Origin of the sequence: Streptomyces djakartensis, from assembly GCF_014651075.1 — a bacterium.
Lineage (GTDB): Bacteria > Actinomycetota > Actinomycetes > Streptomycetales > Streptomycetaceae > Streptomyces > Streptomyces djakartensis.
In genome coordinates this window covers 107,758-126,319 of sequence record NZ_BMWE01000005.1, presented here as the reverse complement: position 1 = coordinate 126,319, position 18,562 = coordinate 107,758, and the positions used below count along the sequence as shown (strand labels likewise).

At 71.9% G+C, this 18,562-nt stretch carries 14 protein-coding genes; 4 read left to right on the top strand and 10 right to left on the bottom strand.

Features of this window, described 5'->3' with window-relative positions:
• The first annotated feature begins 201 nt into the window (after positions 1–201).
• Positions 202–2,463, top strand: a complete 2,262-nt coding sequence (gene pflB / locus IE212_RS10390) for a formate C-acetyltransferase (RefSeq protein WP_190197463.1) — start codon at positions 202–204, stop codon at positions 2,461–2,463.
• The gene (gene pflA, locus IE212_RS10385) at positions 2,460–3,206 is read left to right on the top strand and encodes a pyruvate formate-lyase-activating protein (RefSeq protein WP_190197462.1); all 747 of its coding nucleotides are present in this window, start codon (positions 2,460–2,462) and stop codon (positions 3,204–3,206) included. The genes pflB and pflA overlap by 4 nt, the downstream gene beginning before the upstream one ends.
• A gap of 79 nt (positions 3,207–3,285) precedes the next feature.
• Here pflA and adhE read toward each other — a convergent pair whose 3' ends face one another.
• From adhE to IE212_RS10365, 4 genes are all read right to left on the bottom strand, one after another.
• Entirely contained in the window at positions 3,286–5,967 is a 2,682-nt protein-coding gene (gene adhE, locus IE212_RS10380) for a bifunctional acetaldehyde-CoA/alcohol dehydrogenase (RefSeq protein ID WP_229864193.1), read from the bottom strand.
• A gap of 89 nt (positions 5,968–6,056) precedes the next feature.
• Positions 6,057–6,824, bottom strand: a complete 768-nt coding sequence (locus IE212_RS10375; RefSeq protein ID WP_229864191.1) for a CBS domain-containing protein — start codon at positions 6,822–6,824, stop codon at positions 6,057–6,059.
• Positions 6,825–6,864: 40 nt separating this feature from the next.
• The gene (ppdK, locus tag IE212_RS10370) at positions 6,865–9,549 is read right to left on the bottom strand and encodes a pyruvate, phosphate dikinase (RefSeq protein ID WP_190197461.1); all 2,685 of its coding nucleotides are present in this window, start codon (positions 9,547–9,549) and stop codon (positions 6,865–6,867) included.
• Between the two features lie 45 nt (positions 9,550–9,594).
• The gene (locus IE212_RS10365) at positions 9,595–10,605 is read right to left on the bottom strand and encodes a zinc-dependent alcohol dehydrogenase (protein ID WP_190197460.1); all 1,011 of its coding nucleotides are present in this window, start codon (positions 10,603–10,605) and stop codon (positions 9,595–9,597) included.
• A 297-nt stretch (positions 10,606–10,902) separates the two neighbouring features.
• Between IE212_RS10365 and IE212_RS10360 the strand changes: the two genes are divergently transcribed.
• Both IE212_RS10360 and IE212_RS10355 read left to right on the top strand, forming a co-directional pair.
• A complete protein-coding gene (locus IE212_RS10360) occupies positions 10,903–11,595 on the top strand; it encodes a response regulator (RefSeq protein ID WP_190197459.1) in 693 nt (230 codons plus the stop codon).
• A 13-nt stretch (positions 11,596–11,608) separates the two neighbouring features.
• On the top strand, positions 11,609–12,598 hold the full coding sequence (locus tag IE212_RS10355) for an Acg family FMN-binding oxidoreductase (RefSeq protein WP_190197458.1): 990 nt from the start codon (positions 11,609–11,611) through the stop codon (positions 12,596–12,598).
• Between the two features lie 21 nt (positions 12,599–12,619).
• Here the strand turns inward: IE212_RS10355 and IE212_RS10350 are convergent, their stop codons facing one another.
• The 6 genes from IE212_RS10350 to IE212_RS10325 all read right to left on the bottom strand — a co-directional run bounded on the left by IE212_RS10350 (position 12,620) and on the right by IE212_RS10325 (position 18,530).
• On the bottom strand, positions 12,620–13,855 hold the full coding sequence (locus IE212_RS10350) for a PP2C family protein-serine/threonine phosphatase (protein WP_190197457.1): 1,236 nt from the start codon (positions 13,853–13,855) through the stop codon (positions 12,620–12,622).
• A gap of 103 nt (positions 13,856–13,958) precedes the next feature.
• Positions 13,959–14,363 (bottom strand): pyridoxamine 5'-phosphate oxidase family protein, encoded by a 405-nt coding sequence (locus IE212_RS10345; RefSeq protein ID WP_190197456.1) that lies wholly within the window; start codon positions 14,361–14,363, stop codon positions 13,959–13,961.
• Positions 14,364–14,472: 109 nt separating this feature from the next.
• Positions 14,473–15,414: a M56 family metallopeptidase gene (locus tag IE212_RS10340; protein WP_229864189.1), complete on the bottom strand. Its 942-nt coding sequence runs from the start codon at positions 15,412–15,414 to the stop codon at positions 14,473–14,475.
• Positions 15,411–15,803, bottom strand: a complete 393-nt coding sequence (locus IE212_RS10335) for a BlaI/MecI/CopY family transcriptional regulator (protein ID WP_190197455.1) — start codon at positions 15,801–15,803, stop codon at positions 15,411–15,413. Before IE212_RS10335 ends, IE212_RS10340 begins: the two co-directional genes overlap by 4 nt.
• A gap of 83 nt (positions 15,804–15,886) precedes the next feature.
• Positions 15,887–18,163 (bottom strand): heavy metal translocating P-type ATPase, encoded by a 2,277-nt coding sequence (locus IE212_RS10330; protein ID WP_190197454.1) that lies wholly within the window; start codon positions 18,161–18,163, stop codon positions 15,887–15,889.
• A 94-nt stretch (positions 18,164–18,257) separates the two neighbouring features.
• Positions 18,258–18,530, bottom strand: coding sequence for a cation transporter (locus IE212_RS10325; RefSeq protein ID WP_190197453.1), 273 nt, complete (start codon positions 18,528–18,530; stop codon positions 18,258–18,260).
• Positions 18,531–18,562 lie beyond the last annotated feature (32 nt).

The following is an 18,562-nucleotide window of genomic DNA, read 5'->3' as shown; positions in this document are numbered from 1 at the left end:
TCCCTTGCTCCGGCCCGTCCCTTCTCGTGCCGCCCGTCGGCCGGTTCCCTGGCGGCCGAATCCGCGTGGGGCCCAACGGCCCGGCACGGCGGGACGGATGGCGGGCCCCGGGTGCGCTGACAGGCCCTGCCCGCGGGCACCGCGAGCGACGAGCATCGCAGGTGCAGAGATCCTGCGCGTGGAGTGAGGGAGAGACCGGCGATGACGGCAACGGTGGCATCTGGACCCCGGGCGGCAACCGGGGCATGGCGAGGCTTCGTCGGTACACGCTGGCGGGACCACATCGACGTGCGCGACTTCATCCAGGCCAACTACACGCCCTACGAGGGTGGTCCCGCCTTCCTGGCCGGGCCGACCGCGCGCACGCTCGCGGTCTGGGGCAAGGTCGCCGCCCTCTTCCCCGAGGAACGGCGTCGCGGCGTCCTCGACGTGGACCCCGGTCTGCCCTCCACCATCACCTCGCACCGCCCCGGTTACATCGACCGCGACCGCGAGCTGGTCGTCGGCCTGCAGACGGACGCCCCGCTGCGGCGGGCGATCATGCCCAATGGCGGGCTGCGGATGGTGGAGAACGGGCTCAAGGCGTACGGCTACCAGGCCGACCCGTTCGTCACGCGCGTCTTCAGCACCTACCGCAAGACCCACAACGACGGTGTCTTCGACGCCTACACCCCCGAGATGCGCGCTGCCCGCAAGGCGGGGATCATCACCGGACTGCCGGACGCGTACGGCCGTGGCCGGATCATCGGCGACTACCGGCGCGTCGCGCTGTACGGCACGGACCGTCTGGTCGAGGCCAAGCGGGCCGAACGCGCCCGGCTGGACGCGCGGCCCTCCAGCCCGGACGTCATCCGCGACCGCGAGGAACTGGCCGAGCAGGTCCGGGCGTTGGGCGAGCTCGCGCGGATGGCGGCCTCGTACGGCTGTGATGTCACCCGCCCCGCCGCCACGGCGCACGAGGCGGTGCAGTGGCTCTACCTCGGCTTCCTGGCCGCGGTGAAGGAACAGAACGGTGCCGCGATGTCGCTGGGCCGCACCTCCACCTTCCTGGACGTGTACCTGCAGCGCGACCTCGACGAGGGCCGCATCGACGAGACGCGCGCCCAGGAGCTGATCGACGACTTCGTGATCAAGCTGCGGATCGTGCGGTTCCTGCGGACGCCCGAGTACGACGCGCTGTTCTCCGGTGACCCCACCTGGGTGACGGAGTCGATCGGCGGCATCGGTACCGACGGCCGCCCCCTGGTCACCCGCACCTCCTTCCGCTTCCTGCAGACCCTCTACAACCTCGGTCCCGCCCCCGAGCCGAACCTGACGGTCCTGTGGTCGCCCCGACTGCCCGCGGGCTTCAAGGAGTTCTGCGCGCGGGTCTCCATCGACACCAGCGCGATCCAGTACGAGTCCGACGACCTGATGCGCCCGCGCACCGGTGACGACACGGCGATCGCCTGCTGTGTCTCGGCGATGGCGGTGGGCCGGCAGATGCAGTTCTTCGGGGCGCGGGTCAACCTGGCCAAGGCGCTGCTGTACGCGGTCAACGGCGGCCGGGACGAGATGACCGGCGAGCAGATCGCGCCCGCGATGCCCGCCCTGACCGGCGAGTACCTCGACTACGACGAGCTTTCGGCGGCGTACGACCGGATGCTGGACTGGCTGGCCCGGACGTATGTCGACGCGCTGAACGTCATCCACTACATGCACGACAAGTACGCCTACGAACGCATCGAGATGGCGCTGCACGACTACCCGGTCCACCGGTTCATGGCGTGCGGCATCGCCGGTCTGTCGGTCGCCGTGGACAGTCTGTCCGCCGTCAAGCACGCTCGCGTGAAGGTCTTCCGGGACGCCTCCGGGCTGGCCGTCGACTTCCGGACCGAAGGGGACTTCCCGGCGTACGGCAACAACGACGACCGCGCCGACAGCCTCGCCGTCGGCCTGGTGGAGTCGTTCATGGCGAAGGTGCGCGAGCACCCCACGTACCGGGACGCCGAGCACACTCAGTCGGTGCTGACCATCACCTCGAACGTCGTCTACGGCGAGCACACCGGCAACACACCCGACGGCCGCCGCGCCGGCGCCCCGTTCGCACCGGGCGCCAACCCGATGAACGGCCGGGACCGGCACGGTGTGGCGGCCTCCGCCCTGTCGGTCGCCAAACTCCCCTACGAGCAGGCCCGCGACGGCATCTCGCTGACCACGACGATCACACCCGAGGGGCTGGGCCACGACCCCGCCGAGCGCGCCGGCCACCTGGTCGGCATCCTCGACGCCTACATGGCCTCCGGCGGCTTCCACATGAACGTCAACGTCCTGGACCGCAAGACCCTCGAGGACGCCATGGAACACCCCGAGAAGTACCCGGAGCTGACCGTCCGGGTCTCCGGATACGCCGTCAACTTCGTCCGCCTGACCCGTGAGCAGCAGCTCGACGTGATCAGCCGCACCTTCCACGGAGCGCTGTGAACACCACCGTCGAGCAGGTGACCGGCCGCGTCCACTCCTGGGACCTGTCCACGGGAGTGGACGGTCCCGGGACCCGGTTCGTCCTGTTCCTCAGCGGCTGCCCCCTGCGCTGCCTGTACTGCGCGAACCCCGACACCTGGCACATGCGCGACGGCAAGCCGACCACCGTCGGCGAGGTGCTGGGCGAGATCGAGAAGTACCGGCCCTTCATCACCACCGCGGGCGGGGGAGTGACGCTCACCGGCGGCGAGGCCCTGCTGCAGCCCGCGTTCACGGCCGCGGTCTTCCGCCGCTGCAAGGAACTCGGTCTGCACACCGCCCTCGACACCTCCGGTTTCCTCGGTGCCCGCGCGACCGGCGAACTGCTCGCCGACACCGACCTGGTCCTGCTGGACGTCAAGTCCTTCGACGTCCGCGCCTACCGGAAGCTGACCGGGGGAGACCTCTCCCCGACTCTGAACTTCGCCACCCGCCTGGACCGGCTGGGTATCCCGGTGTGGATCCGCTACGTCCTCGTGCCCGGCTGGACCGACGACCCGGCGGCCGTCGACGGGCTCGGCGCGTTCCTCGCCGGGCTGGGCAACGTCGACCGTGTGGACGTCCTGCCGTTCCACAAGCTCGGCGCCCACAAGTACGGCGAACTGGGCATTCCCTTCCCGCTGCGCGACACCCCCACCCCGGGTCCGGATCTGGCGGAGCGGGTGCGCGAGCAGTTCCGGGAACACGGCCTGCGGGCGCTGTGAAGGAGCGGCCTGCCTGATCGAGGTGCGGCGGCAAGGAGTCCCGACCGGATATCCGGTCGGGACTCCTTGCCGCTTCCGATCACGCCTGTGCGTCGGTCGCCTCGCCCAGCCCGTAGTAGGCCGCGCGCATCAGCCCCTGCATGTCGTCGAGCATCGGCATCCGCGGGTTGGCCGGCGCGCACTGGTCCTCGTAGGCGTTCAGGGCCTGCTGGGGCAGGGCGTCGAGGAAGGCCCGTTCGTCGATGCCGAGGGCCTGGAACGACGGCTCGATGCCCACGGCGTCGCGCAGGCGCTCCACGGCGGCGGCGAGCGAATCCACCCCCTCCTGCGGGGTGGCGGCGGGCAGACCGAGGGTGCGGGCGATGTCCTGGAAGCGTTCGGGGGCGCGGTAGTCCTCGTACTTGGGCCAGCCGGTCAGCTTCGTGGGAGCGGTGCCGTTGTATCGGATGACGTGCGGCAGCAGGACCGCGTTGGTGCGGCCGTGGGCGATGTGGAAGGTGGCGCCGAGGGTGTGGGACATGGCGTGGACGATGCCGAGGAAGGCGTTGCCGAACGCCATGCCCGCGATGGTGCCGGCGTTGTGCATCTTCTCCCGGGCCCCGGCGGAGCCGTCGCGGTCGTTCACGGCTGCTTCGATGTGACCGAAGACGAGGCGGATCGCGTGCAGGGCGAGGCCGTCGGTGAAGTCGTTGGCGTAGACGGACACATACGACTCGATGGCGTGGGTGAGGGCGTCGAAGCCGCTGTCGGCGGCCAGGGCGGGGGGCAGTCCGGTGGTGAGGAGGGGGTCGACGATGGCCACGCTGGGGGTGAGCGCGTAGTCGGCCAGCGGGTACTTCTTGCCGGTGGCCGGGTCGGAGATGACGGCGAACGGGGTGACCTCCGCGCCGGTGCCGGACGTGGTGGGAACGCAGACCAGGCGGGCGCGGGCGCCCAGGACGGGGAAGCGGAAGGCACGCTTGCGGATGTCGGAGAACTTCTGCCGCATGTCCGCGAAGTCGATGTCCTTGCCGGCGGCCTGCTGCTCGTACAGCAGCCACATCACCTTCGCCGCGTCCATGGGCGAGCCGCCGCCCAGGGCGATGATCGTGTCCGGGCGGAAGTCCCGCATGAGACCGGCACCGTGACGCACGGAGTCGATGCTCGGCTCGGGCTCGACGTTGTCGATGATCTGCAGGGTCACCGGCTCCGGCCGGCGCTGCAGGACGCGGGTGACGCGGTCGACGAAACCGAGGCGGGTCATGGTGGCGTCGGTGACGACCGTGACGCGGTGGACGTCCGGCATGGCCTGCAGGTAGCGGATGGCCTGCGGCTCGAAGTAGATCTTCGGCGGCACCTTGAACCACTGGAGGTTGTTGCGGCGGGTGGAGACCCGCTTGACGTTCAGCAGCTGTGCGGCGGAGACGTTGTTGGACACCGACGTGCTGCCCCAGGAGCCGCACCCCAGCGTCAGCGACGGCAGCAGGCCGTTGTAGATGCCGCCGATCGCGCCCTGCGAGGACGGGGAGTTGACGATGACCCGGACCGTCTTCATACGGTGGCCGTACGCTTCGGCGAGCGCCCGGTCCTCGGTGTGGATCACCGCGCTGTGCCCCTGGCCGTGGAAGGCGACCATGTCGGCGGCCAGGGCGAAGCCCTGCTGCTCGGACCCCGCACGCAGCACGGTGAGTACGGGGCAGAGCTTCTCGCGGGTCAGCGGCTCGTCGGGGCCGACCCGCGTGGCCTCGGCCAGGATGACGGAGGTGCCGGCCGGCACGGTGAACCCGGCCTGCTCGGCGATCCACACCGGACTCCGCCCGACGGCCGCGGAGTTGACCTTGGGCTCGCAGCCGCCGCCCGCGGCCTTGCCGACGGGGAAGAGAAAGGCCTCCAGCAGCGCCTTCTCCTCGGCGGTCGCCACATGGGCGTGCAGGGCGCGGAACTCGGCCAGGGCGGCGTCATAGATCTGGTCGTCCAGGATGACGGCCTGCTCGGAGGCACAGATCATGCCGTTGTCGAAGGACTTCGACAGGACCAGGTCGTTGACGGCCCGGCGCAGCTTCGCCGTTCTGTGCACATAGGCGGGGACGTTGCCGGCACCGACGCCCAGGGCCGGCTTGCCGGCCGAGTAGGCCGCCTTGACCATGGCGTTGCCGCCGGTGGCGAGGATGAGGGAGACGCCGGGGTGGTGCATGAGCGTCCTGGTCGCCTCGACGGACGGGGCCTCGATCCACTGGACGCAGTGTTCCGGCGCGCCCGCGGCCACGGCGGCGTCACGCACGATCCGTGCCGCTTCGGCGCTGCACCGCTGGGCGGAGGGGTGGAAGGCGAAGACCACCGGATTGCGGGTCTTCAGCGCCATGAGGGCCTTGAAGATCGTGGTGGAGGTCGGGTTGGTGACGGGAGTGACCGCGGCCACCACGCCGACCGGCTCGGCGATCTCGACCATGTCCTCGATGTCGTCGCGGGCGATCACGCCGACGGTCTTCATCGGGCCCATGCCGTGCGTGACGTGTTCACAGGCGAACATGTTCTTGGCCGCCTTGTCCTCGAACAGGCCGCGTCCGGTTTCCTCCACGGCCAGCCGGGCCAGCGCGGTGTGCTGGTCCAGAGCGGCGACCGACGCCTTCTTGACGACGTGGTCGACCTGCTCCTGGTCGAGTTCCTCGTAGTCGGCCAGGGCCTTGAGCCCGTTCGTGACCAGCCGGTCGACGGCGACGGCGATGTCGGACGGCCCTTCGCCGGGGGCAGCGGTCGCGGTGCGGTCGTCGTGGCGGGTCATGGGTGTGCCTCCGTCGTCGGAAGGTGAGGCCGCACAGTCGGCGGCCCGTCGGGAGAGCGGCGCCCCGGGGGACCGGCGCCGCTCCACCCTCAGCCTCTCTCCGGCGCCCCGGTGCCGCGCAGGTCCGCCAGGTCCCCGTTCGGTGTCCGTCCGGCCCCGGGCGCGGGGGCCGGACGGCCCTGCGGACTGTCGCGGCCGGTGAGCGGACGCGAGGAGCACCGCGCGTCCGGACGAGTGTCGTCGACCCGGAACGTCAGGTTGTTCACGACCCCCACCACGCCATCCACCCGCCACGTCAGCCGGAAGGCGACGGGGATGTCGCTGCGCCGTTCCAGCGGCCCCTCCAGCACGACCATGCCGTCCCGGACCGAGACGCTCACCGCGCGGGGCGGCAGGCCGAGCGCGCGGGTGAGGACCTCGTCGGTCACGCTCCGGCGGATCTCGTCGTCCGTTCGCAGGAAGACCCGCAGCAGGTCCCGCCGGGTGGCGATACCGATCAGCCGGTCCTCCTCGTCCACCACGGGAAGCCGGCCGACGCGGTGGCGCTCCATCACGCGGGCGGCGTCCGCGACGCGTTGTTCGGGGTGCATGGTTACGGCGGGCGAGGACATCAGCTCGTCCGCGACCGGGGCCCGGTCCGCCGCGCTGGGGCGACGGGCGCTCCCGGGCCGGGCTGCCCGTCGGCGCATCAGGTCGGTGGCGGAGACCACGCCCACGACCTTGCCGTCGTCGTCCACCACGGGCAGGCCGCTGACGCGGTGGCGGTCCAGCAGCCGTGCCAGGTCCTCGAACGATGTGTCCCGGCGGGCTTCGACGACCTCGCCGGTCATCACCTCGCCGACGACGCGGGTCAGCACGCCGCCTCCTCTCCGGCCGGTCGGCCCCGGTGAGGGCAGCTCACCTGCTGTCGCTGACGTCGGTTCCGGTGAGAGCGGCCCGTCCGGCCTCCAGGCGCGCGACCGGCACGCGGAACGGTGAGCAGGAGACGTAGTCGAGTCCGGCGGCGTGGAAGAAGTGCACCGACTCCGGGTCTCCGCCGTGCTCGCCGCAGACCCCGATCTTCAGGTCGGGCCGGGCGGCGCGGCCCTCGGCGACGGCGATCTCGACCAGGCGCCCCACACCGGCGCGGTCGATCGTCTCGAACGGGGACACGGTGAAGATGCCCTTGTCGAGGTAGGCGGAGAAGAACGCGGCCTCGACGTCGTCCCGGGAGAAGCCCCACGTGGTCTGGGTGAGGTCGTTGGTGCCGAAGGAGAAGAACTGCGCCTCCTCGGCGATGCGGCCCGCGGTGAGGGCGGCCCGGGGCAGCTCGATCATCGTGCCGACCGGGCAGTCGACGGACACACCGGATTCCTTGGAGACGTCGGCCAGGACCTGCCGCACCTCCTCCCGTACGAGTCGCAGCTCCTCGACCGTGTCGATCAGCGGCACCATGATCTCCGCCCGTGGATCTCCGCCCGCCTGCCCGCGTTCGACGACCGCCTCGGCGATCGCCCGTACCTGCATGGCGACCAGACCCGGCGCCACCAGCCCCAGACGCACGCCGCGCAGGCCCAGCATCGGGTTCTCCTCGTGCATGCGGTTCACGGCGTCCAGCAGCTCGGCGTCGTGCGCGCCGGGCGGGGTGCCGCGCGCCTCGGCGGCGGCGAGGCGTACGGCGAGCTCGGTGCGGTCCGGCAGGAATTCGTGCAGCGGCGGATCCAGCAGCCGGATCGTGACCGGCAGGCCGTCCATCGCCTCCAGGATGGCGGTGAAGTCCTGCCGCTGCAGCGGCAGCAGCGCGTCCAGCGCCCGCTCCCGCTCTGCGTCGGTACGGGCCAGGATCATCGCCTCGACCAGCCGCCGGCGGTCGCCGAGGAACATGTGCTCGGTGCGGCACAGGCCGATGCCCTCGGCACCGAACCGGCGGGCCCGGGCGGCGTCCTCGGGTGTGTCGGCGTTCGCCCGCACGCCCAGCCGCCGCACGCCGTCGGCCCGTCGCATGGCGCCGGCCACGGCCTCCACCAGCCCGGCCGGGACCGCGCCGGTCTCGAAGTACCGCATCACCGCCGAGTCGACGAGCGGGGCCGCGCCCGGGTAGACGGCGCCGTCGGAGCCGTCCACGGAGACGACCGTGCCCTCCTCGAGGGTGACCTCACCCACGGTGAGGCGGCGCCCCTGCGGATCCACGGTGATCTCCTCGGCCCCGCACACGCACACCTTGCCCATGCCGCGGGCGACCACGGCCGCGTGGCTGGTCTTCCCGCCCCGGCTGGTGAGCACGGCCTGGGCGGCGACCATGCCGGGAAGGTCGTCGGGGGTGGTCTCCTGCCGCACGAGGACGACCTTCTCCCCGGCGGCGGCCCGGCGGACCGCCTCGGCGGAGTCGAACACCACGGCGCCGACGGCGGCCCCCGGCGAGGCCGGGATCCCGTGCGCGAGCGCCTCACCCACGGCCGAGGTGTCGAACCGGGGGAACATCAGCCGGGCCAGCCCGTCCCCGCTGACGCGGGCCAGGGCCTCGTCCGGGCTGATGAGCCCCTCGTCGGCCAGTCCGGCGGCGATGGTGAACGCGGCCTCGGCCGTCCGCTTGCCCACCCGGGTCTGCAGCATCCACAGCCGGCCACGCTCGATGGTGAACTCGATGTCGCACAGGTCCCGGTAGTGGGTCTCCAACGTCCCCAGGTATTCGCGGAGTTGAGCGTACGAGGCCGGATCCAGGCGCTCCAGCCCGGTCAGCGGGACGGTGTTCCGGACGCCCGCGACGACGTCCTCGCCCTGGGCGTTGGGGAGGTAGTCGCCGTACAGGCCGGCGCTTCCGGTGGCCGGGTCGCGGGTGAAGGCGACGCCGCTGCCGGAGTCGGGGCCGAGATTGCCGAAGACCATGGTCTGCACGTTCACCGCGGTACCGAGGTCGTCGGGGATGTGTTCGCGGCGACGGTACAGGCGGGCGCGTTCGCCGTTCCAGGACTCGAAGACGGCGAGGACCGCACGGCGCAGCTGCTCGGCCGGGGACTGGGGGAAGTGTTCACCCTTCTCGAGCCGGATCAGCTCCTTGTACGCCTCGACGAGCCCGGCCAGATCGGCCGCGCCCAGCCCCAGGTCGTCGCGGGCCCCGCGGGCTTCCTTGAGCCGGGCCATGAGGTCCTCGAACAAGCCGCTGTCGACGCCCATGACAGTGCTGCCGAACATCTGCACGAGACGGCGGTAGGAGTCCCAGGCGAAGCGTTCGTTCCCGGAGGTCTCGGCCAGGCCGAGCACGGAGTCGTCGTTGAGGCCGATGTCCAGGATCGTCTCCATCATGCCGGGCATCGAGAAGCGGGCCCCGGAGCGGACCGACAGCAGCAGCGGGTCGTCCCGCTGCCCCAGCCGTCGCCCGGCGGCCCGTTCCAGGCCGGTGAGGTGATCGGAGATCTCGCGGGCCAGACCGGGCGGCTCGGACCCGGTGGCGAGGAAGGCGCGGCAGGCTTCGGTGGTGACGGTGAAGCCGGGCGGGACCGGCAGCCCCATCCGGGTCATCTCGGCCAGGTTGGCGCCCTTGCCGCCGAGCAGGTCGGCCATGTCCCGGCCGCCCTCGGTGAACGCGTACGTGTAACGGACCATGGCGGTGCTCTTCCTTCCGGCGCTCCAGGAGGTGGTGCAGGGGTCTCACATCTCGAAGACGATGCGTGCCTTGACCTGCCCGTTCAGGACTTCGGCGATGGACTCGTTGACGGCCCGCAGCGGCCGGGTCTCGTAGATCACCCGGGTGCGTCCGGCCGCGTGCAGCCGGAACACCTCCTGGAGGTCCTGGCGGGTGCCGACGATCGAACCGATGACGGAGGTGCCGTTCAGGACGGTGTCGAAGATCGGTACCCGGATGGTGCCGCCGGCGGGCAGCGCGACCATGACCAGCTTGCCGCCGCGCCGCAGACCGCCGTAGACGGCGGCGAACGCCTCCTCGTTCACGGCCAGCGCGACGGCCGCGTGGGCGCCGCCGTGCCGCCTGAGCACCTCGGCCGGATCCTGCGCGCGGGCGTCGATCACGATGTCGGCACCCAGCTCCCGGGCGAGCTCCAGCTTGTCGTCGGTGACGTCGATCGCGGCGACCGTGGCACCGGCGATCTTCGCGTACTGAACGGCCAGGTGCCCGAGACCGCCGACCCCCGAGACGGCCACCAGCTGGGTCGGGCGCACGTCGGCGACCTTCAGGGCCTTGTACGTGGTCACACCGGCGCAGGTCAGCGGGGCCGCTTCGCGTGGGTCGATGCCGTCGGGGACCGGGGCGGCGAAATCGGCCGAGGCGAGCATCTTCTCGGCGTACCCGCCGTCCACTCCGTAGCCGGTGTTGCGCTGCCGCTCGCAGAGCGTCTCCCAGCCGGACAGGCAGTGCTCGCAGCGCCCGCAGGCCCAGCCCAGCCAGGGCACGGCCACCCGCTGCCCGACCGGCGGACCGGCGACACCGTCCCCGAGCGCCTCGACGATGCCGACGCCCTCGTGACCGGGCACGAACGGCGGGCTGGGCCTGACCGGCCAGTCGCCGTGCGCGGCGTGGATGTCGGTGTGGCACAGCCCGGACGCCTCGAGGCGGATACGGACCTCACCGGGGCCCGGCTCCGGGTCCGGCCGCTCCTCGATCACCAGCGGTGCGCCGAAGGACCGGACGACTGCTGCCTTCATGGAATGCTCCTCAAGCTCTGTCGATGGGGTGCGGTTCCACGGTCGGCCGCTTTCCGGCGCGGCGGCAGGTGCTGAATGTCCTCGCGGGCGGGGCCGATCGGCCCCGAGCGGTGAGGAAACGGGCCCCGACCGGGTACCCGGAGGCGGGCGCCCGGGTGAGTAGGGCCGACCGGCCCTGGCCCTTGGGCCCCGGATCGAGCAAGATCTGCGATAGGCGGGACCGGCCGCCGCCGCCCGGCGGGCGCGGTCCGGAGCGGATTTCGGACAACGCGGAACACGCGGAACAAGGAGCATGCGATGGCGGACGGTGACAAGCCCGGCCCCGACCACCCGATCCGGGTCTTCCTGCTGGACGACCACGAGGTGGTACGTCGCGGGGTGCACGACCTCCTGAACGACGAACCGGACATCACCGTCGTCGGCGAGGCCGCCACCGCCGAGCAGGCCCTGGTACGCGTGCCCGCGCTGCGCCCGCAGGTCGCGGTGCTCGACGTCCGGCTGCCCGACGGCGACGGCGTGACCGTGTGCCGGGAGCTGCGCTCGAGCATGCCGGAGCTGGCCTGTCTGATGCTGACCTCCTTCGACGACGAGGAGGCCCTGCTGGACTCGATCATGGCCGGCGCGTCCGGCTATGTGCTGAAGCAGATCCAGGGCTCGGACCTGGTCTCGGCCGTGCGCACGGTGGCCGCAGGCCAGTCGCTGCTCGACCCCAGCGCCACGGCCAAGCTGATGGCCCGGCTGCGCCAGGGGCAGGAGCCGGAACCCGAGCCCGAGACGCTGCCGGGCCTGACCGACCGCGAGCGGGAGATCCTCGCCCTCATCGGGGAGGGCCTCACCAACCGCCAGATCGGCCAGCGGCTCTACCTCGCCGAGAAGACGGTGAAGAACCACATCTCACGGCTGCTGGCCAAGCTCGGTGTGGAACGCCGCATCCAGGCCGCGGTCATCGCCACCCAGGCCCAGGACCGGCTCAGGCGAGAAGGCCCCTGAAGAGGAGGAGGCCATGGCGTCGCCACTCGAGGAGAAGACCGTGGCCAGGTTGGTGGCGGCGGCCACCGCGGCCCCGTCCATGCACAACGCGCAGCCGTGGCGCTTCCGCTTTCTCACCGGTGAACGGGTCGTTCTGCTCCACGCCGACCTGGAACGGGCCATGCCCCGCTCGGATCCGGACAACCGGGCGTTGCACATCGGCTGTGGTGCGGCGCTGTTCAACCTGCGCGTCGCGTCCGTGCACGCGGGCCTCGCCCCCAGGACGCGACTGGTGCCCGAGCCGGAAGATCCGCTGTTGCTCGCCGCCGTGCACCTGGCCGGCCCCGCCGAGCGGGCGCCGGATCCGGACCTGGCTCGGCTGTATCCGGCGATCCGGCAGCGGCACACCAGCCGCCACCCCTTCGCCGACAAGGACGTGCCCGAGGACGTCCGGGCCACGTTGCGGGAGGCCGCGGCCCGGGAGGGAGCCGAGCTGCTGTTCCCCGGCCCCTGGCACGCCGACACCGTGCTCGAGCTGGTGCGCGACGCGGAAAGCCGCGACGTCATGGACCCCGCCGCCAACGAGGACCTGGTGCGCTGGACCCGGCTCGGGCCGGAGGCGGACACCGCCGTCGACGGCGTCCCCGAGTACGCCTTCGGGCCGCGCAAACGGGACGGCAAGGCTCCCGTCCGGGACTTCACCGGCCGCCGGCCGGTGGCCGACCGCGGCAGCACCAGCTTCGAGCGCACCGCGCACCTCGCCCTGCTCAGCACCCCCGGCGACGGCCCGGCCGACTGGCTGCGCGCCGGCCAGGCCCTGGAACGGGTCCTGCTGGAGGCCACCCTGGCCGACCTCGCCACCTCACTGACCTCCCACGCCCTGGAGGACCGCGACCTGCGCCTGCTGGCCCGCGACCCGGGATCGGGCACCGGTCAGGTGCAGATGGTGCTGCGTCTCGGCTACGGCCCGCGCGGCCCGGCCACGCCCCGCCGCCCGGTGGCAGACGTTCTCGACGTCGTGTGAGCCCGAAGGTGCCGCGCGGGGTCACAGGCGGATGACGACGAGGGCGATGTCGTCGGGGGCGCCCCCGGTGACATCGAGGCGGGTCAGCAGCGCGTCGGCCAGTCGGCCGGGCGCCAGGGCGTGGTCCTCTGCCAGGGCCGTGGTCAGGCGTGCCAGGCCGGCGTCGATGTCCTCGCCACGGCGTTCGATGAGGCCGTCGGTGTAGAGCACGAGGGTGTCTCCGGGGGTGTAGGTGAGCCCGGACTGCGGACGGGGGACATGGTGCTCGCGTGTGCCGAGCGGCGGATCGGTGGCCTGGTCCAGCAGGTCGCAGGTCCCGTCGGCGTGGAGCAGGATCGGCGGAGGGTGCCCGGCGTTGCTGTAGATGATCAGCCTGCTGCGGGTGTCGATGAGTACCTTGACCGCGGTCGCTGCCATCGCGCCGTCCACGGACCGGGCGTACAGCCCGAGGACCTCCAGCGCCTGGGCGGGACTGGGAATGGCGCGGATGACGGCGCTCAGGGCGCTGCGGAGCATGCCCATGATCGCCGCGGCGTGCAGGCCGTGGCCGACGACGTCTCCGACCGCCGCGGCGTAGCGGTCGGGCGGCAGGTCGACGACGTCGTACCAGTCGCCGCACACGTTCAGTGAGGTGGTCGCCGGCCGATAGCGCACCGCGATGTTGTCGTGCCGGTCCAGGTCGGGCACGGCGAGCATGGCCTCCTGCAGGGTCACGGCGACCTGCCGTTCACGGGCATGGGCCTGGAGCAGTTCCTGGTTCAGGCGGTGCAGTTCGCGGGTCCGCGCGTACAGCTCGGCGGCCATGCCCTTCTCCCGCTCGGTGAACTCCTCGCCGTGCTGGATCGCCCGGCGTGAACGGACGAAGGCGGTGACGTCCTCGGCCCGCTGGACGATCCACCGCACGGTACCGTCCGGCCCGGCGATCGGGGTGTGGATCTTGGACCACCACCGTTCCTCGAAGCCGCCTGGCCGGCCCGGGGCGGGGATGTCATAGCGCTGCAGCACCAGGGTGTCCGGATTCCCGGAGTCGAGGACCCGGTGCAGCGACGCTTCGAGGGTCCGTTGCGCGTCGTCGGGCCCGGCGTGATTCACCGGGAGGGCGTCGAAGAAGTACTCCCCGACCAGCTCGTTCCTGGTCCGGCCGGTGGCCCGCAGGTAGGCCGGATTGACGTAGCGGATCACCAGGTCCGAGTCCAGCACCAGGTACGGGCTTGGTGTGGCGTCGAAGAACGCCGTGAAGTCGAGGTCCGTTGTCATCAGGCGCTCTCCGTACTCCCCGAGCGCGACTGCCGGCACTTCCAATCTACGAGCTGTCCGGCACCCGGGGCGACGGAACCCGCGCCGGGGAACCGTCAGGTGTTCATCTGAGCTCGCGCCCGGTGACCATCTCCGACTCGATCCGCACGAACGCCGCGTCCCGCAGGGGCATCCAGGACGTGGGCCCGCTCTGCGAGAGCCGCTCGTGCTCGGCGGGATCCGTCACGACGGAGGCCCGGCCGGTGACGACCACGCTCCAGCCGGACCGGGCCGCCGCGTCGAACTCGTCCGCCTCGAAGGCGACCACGACGCCGTCGATGGCCCGCACGAGATCCGAGCCCGGCGAGGTGCGCAGCAGGACCGAGGCGTCGGTGTCCAGCGAGAAGTTGACGGGGAGGACCGCGGGCAGCGCGTGCCGGGTGTAGACCACGCGGCCGACCGGCACCTTGGCGAGCAGGCGCACACACTCTTCCCGGTCCAGTGCGCGAAACGCCTCGTTCTGGAACATCAGTCCATCGTGCGCGCGGTGGCGGCGGACCGGTAGGGCCGACCGGCCCTACCCCCTCAGCGGAAGGGGCGCGCCTAAGGTGTAGACCTGCCCGGGAGGTCCTGACGCGTCAGCCGGTGACACCCGGGACGGAGCAGCAAGCCAGGACAAGCGTGATCAGGGCGGCTGCCGCGGTGAGCGCCACGAACACGGTCCGCGGTGCCGGGGAGCCCGTGGCGTGCGGTGCGAGGATGCGGCGCATGCGCAGCACCGCTGACGGCCCGCCCGCCGCGAACGCCTTGTCGGGTGCTTGCCCGGACGCCACCGCGAACAAGGCGGTGGCGAGTGCGTCCCGCGAACACCGGCGCAACGCCCTGTCGTCGGCCGCCATTTCGAGCAGGAGTGGTACCTCGGTGCGAACGGACTCGGCCAAGGGCAGTCCGCGGAAGGTTCTGCCGCAGGCCACGGCCGCGGCCGTCAGCAGGTGGTGGCGGCCCGCGATGTGCGCCCGCTCATGCTCCAGCACGGCGGTCAGTTGCTGTTCGGCCAGGACATGGAGGGCGCCCGAGCTGATCACCACCTGCGGTGCGCGGCCGGGCAGGCAGTACACCGCCGGCGTCTCGTGCTGCAGCACCGTTGCCCGCAGTTCCGGCCGCCGCGTGCCGACGAGGCGCAGGAGCTCGGCGTGACGTGCGCGGTGACGCCCCGCACTGACGAGTTCACGGGCGAGGGCGGCAGCGAATGCGGCGGGCGCGACGGCCGCCGCGGACAGGGCCACCCACATGCGGGTGCCCGCGTCCGGCAGGCCGTCCGGCAGGAGGGGTCCGCACTCCGTGACACCGGAGAGGACCAGTCGCAGGGCTGTCAGCGACACAGAAGCGGTGAGGGCCGACGCGAGCAGATTCCACACCGCGACGGCGAGCCGGGGGCGCCGGTGCGGCCAGTGGCTGCGGGAGAGTGCTCTCGGCAGCAGGACGCCCACCACCAGGGCGATGGACAGGGGCGGCAGCACGTGATGGCCTGCCATGAGCAACTCGCCCGAAGAACCCAGGAGTTGCAGCGGCTCGGTCACGAGGACGCTCCGTGCTCCCCGGCGCTGCCGGGTATCCGGCCCATCGCGCGCAGTGCGGCGGCCAGCGCGGACACGTCTTCCGGCGGCATGTGTTCCACGAAGCGCTGCAACGCCGCCTGACGGTCCTCGGTGTTGCCGAGCGCGTCCTGCATGAGGGCGGCGGTGTACTCCTCGCGGCTGCGCTCGGGTTCGTAGAGCCAGGCGCGCCCGGCCTTCTCGCGCCGGAGCAGGCCCTTGCGGTGGAGGATGTCCGCGACGGTCATCACGGTCGTGTAGGCCACGGGTCGCCTGTCGTTGATGTCGTCGACGACCTCCCGGACCGTGGCAGGCCGTCCCCACCGCCACAGCCGGTCCATGATTTCGGCCTCGAGGTCACCCAGCCGTCGCACCCTTCCCCCTCATCCGCCCCGTCACCGAGGTGCCCACATCGTATGGCACCTGCAGCCACCGACGACCGGCCTCGTGGCCCGCTTCAGCGGTCGGCGGGCTGGAACCCGCGCAGCCGCAGGCTGTTGCCGACCACGAAGACCGAGGAGAAGGCCATGGCCGCTCCGGCGATCATCGGGTTGAGCAGGCCGGCGGCGGCGAGTGGCAGGGCGGCGACGTTGTAGGCGAAGGCCCAGAAGAGGTTGGACCTGATGGTGCCCAGCGTCTTGCGGGAGAGGCGGATGGCGTCCGCCGCGGCCCCCAGGTCGCCCCGCACGAGGGTCAGGTCGCCTGCCTCGATCGCCGCGTCCGTGCCCGTTCCCATCGCCAGGCCCAGGTCGGCCTGGGCCAGTGCGGCGGCGTCGTTGACACCGTCGCCGACCATCGCGACCGAGCGGCCTTCGCTCTGCAGGCGCTTGACGACGTCGACCTTGTCCTGCGGCATGACCTCGGCGATCACATGCTCGGGGGCGATGCCCACCTCGGCGCCGACCGCCTCGGCGACCGCCTTGTTGTCGCCGGTCAGCAGCATGGGCGTCAACCCGAGGGCGCGCAGCCGCTCGACGGCCTCCGGGCTGGTCTCCTTGACGGCATCGGCGACTTCCAGGACCGCGCGTGCCTCGCCGTCCCAGGCGACCGCGATGACCGTACGTCCGGCTGCCTCGGCCTCGGCCTTGGCGCGTCGCAGGTCCACCGGCAGGGAGATGGCCCACTCGGCGAGCAGCTTCTCCCGGCCGACGAGGACCGAGTGGCCCTCGACGACGCCCTGGACGCCGAGGCCCGGGATGTTCGCGAAGTCCTCCGGAGCCGGCAGGGTGCCGACGCGTGCTGCGGCGCCGGTGGCGACGGCCTGCGCGACGGGGTGCTCGGAGGAGTGCTCCAGGGCGCCGGCGAGGCGCAGGACCTCCTCCTCGTCCGTGTCGTCGGCGGGGTGCATGGTGAGCAGGGTCATCCTGCCGGTGGTCACGGTGCCCGTCTTGTCCAGCACGACGGTGTCGACCTTGCGCGTCGTCTCCAGGACCTCGGGCCCCTTGATGAGGATGCCGAGTTGGGCGCCGCGCCCCGTGCCGACCATCAGCGCGGTCGGCGTGGCCAGGCCCAGGGCGCACGGGCAGGCGATGATCAGGACGGCGACCGCGGCGGTGAAGGCGGCGGTCAGTCCCGCACCGTTGCCGAGCCAGAAGCCCAGAGTGCCGAGCGCCAGGGCGATCACGACCGGGACGAAGACCGCGGAGATCCTGTCGGCGAGCCGCTGGGCCGCGGCCTTGCCGTTCTGCGCGTCCTCCACCAGCTTGGCCATGCGGGCGAGCTGCGTGTCGGCGCCGATCCGGGTGGCCTCGACGACCAGGCGGCCGCCGGCGTTCAGCGTGGCCCCCGTGACGGCGTCCCCGACGCCCACCTCGACCGGCACCGACTCGCCGGTGAGCATCGAGGCGTCCACGGCGGAGGACCCCTCGACCACCACACCGTCGGTGGCGATCTTCTCGCCGGGCCGCACCAGGAACCGGTCGCCAACCCTCAACTCGCCGACCGCGATGAGCTCTTCCCGGCCACCGCGCACCACCGTGACGTCCTTGGCGCCCAGCTCCAGCAGGGCCTTCAGCGCCGCCCCCGCCTTCCGCTTGGAGCGCGCCTCGAAGAACCGCCCGGCCAGGATGAAGGCCGTGACACCTGCCGCGGCCTCCAAGTAGATGTTCCCCGCGCCGTCGCTGCGCGCGATGGTGAGTTCGAAGGGGTGGGTCATGCCGGGCGTGCCGGCCGTACCGAAGAACAGCGCCCACAGCGACCACAGGAACGCAGCCGAGGTACCGACCGAGATCAGCGTGTCCATGGTGGCGGCGCCGTGCTTGGCGTTGGTCCAGGCGGCCCTGTGGAACGGCCAGGCCGCGTACGTCACCACCGGTGCCGCCAAGGTGAGCGAGAGCCACTGCCAGTACTCGAACTGCAACGCCGGGGTCATGGCCATCGCGATCACGGGGGCGGCGAGTGCCACGGCGGTGGTCAGCCGACGGCGCAGCGGCCGCAACCCGTCGACCTCCTCCTGCTCCTCCGAGTCCTCACCGGACGTGGACCCGTCGGCGCGCTCGGTCTCGGTCTGCGGCTCCCGTGCGGTGTAGCCGGTCGCCTCGACCGCCGCGATGAGGTCCGGCACGGTGACGTCCTCGCGGAAGGTGACCTTCGCCTTCTCGGTGGCGTAGTTGACGGTGGCGTCGACCCCGTCCATCCGGTTGAGCTTCTTCTCGATCCGGGCGGCGCACGAGGCGCACGTCATACCGCCGATGGCGAGTTCGACCTCGGCGGCTCCGGGCGTGGTGGTGGTCATGTCTGCTCCTCGGAGCTCACGGACGCGTTGTGCGACGGACAGGGAGGGGGACGGGAGCCGCGAGGACTCCGCGGCCCTCCGTCCGGCAGGTGGGTCAGGCGGCCACGCGGCCGGCGAAGCCGTAACCGGCCTCGTCGACGGTCTTGGCGATCAGCGCGTCGAGCGCCTCGCCGGGCTCGGCCGCGGTCGTCACCGTGACCAGGCCGGTGCCGGTCTCGACCTCGACCGCCAAGACCTCGTCCAGCCCGCCCACGGCCCTGGCGACGACGCCCTGGCAGTGCGCGCTGCCGACGCCGTCGACCTTGTAGGTCGTCCTGACCTCCGCGGTGGTGTGGCAGCTTCCGTCAGGGGTGCAGCAGTTCGACACGGTGTCCTCCGCTCGTAGCGACTCTCTATACC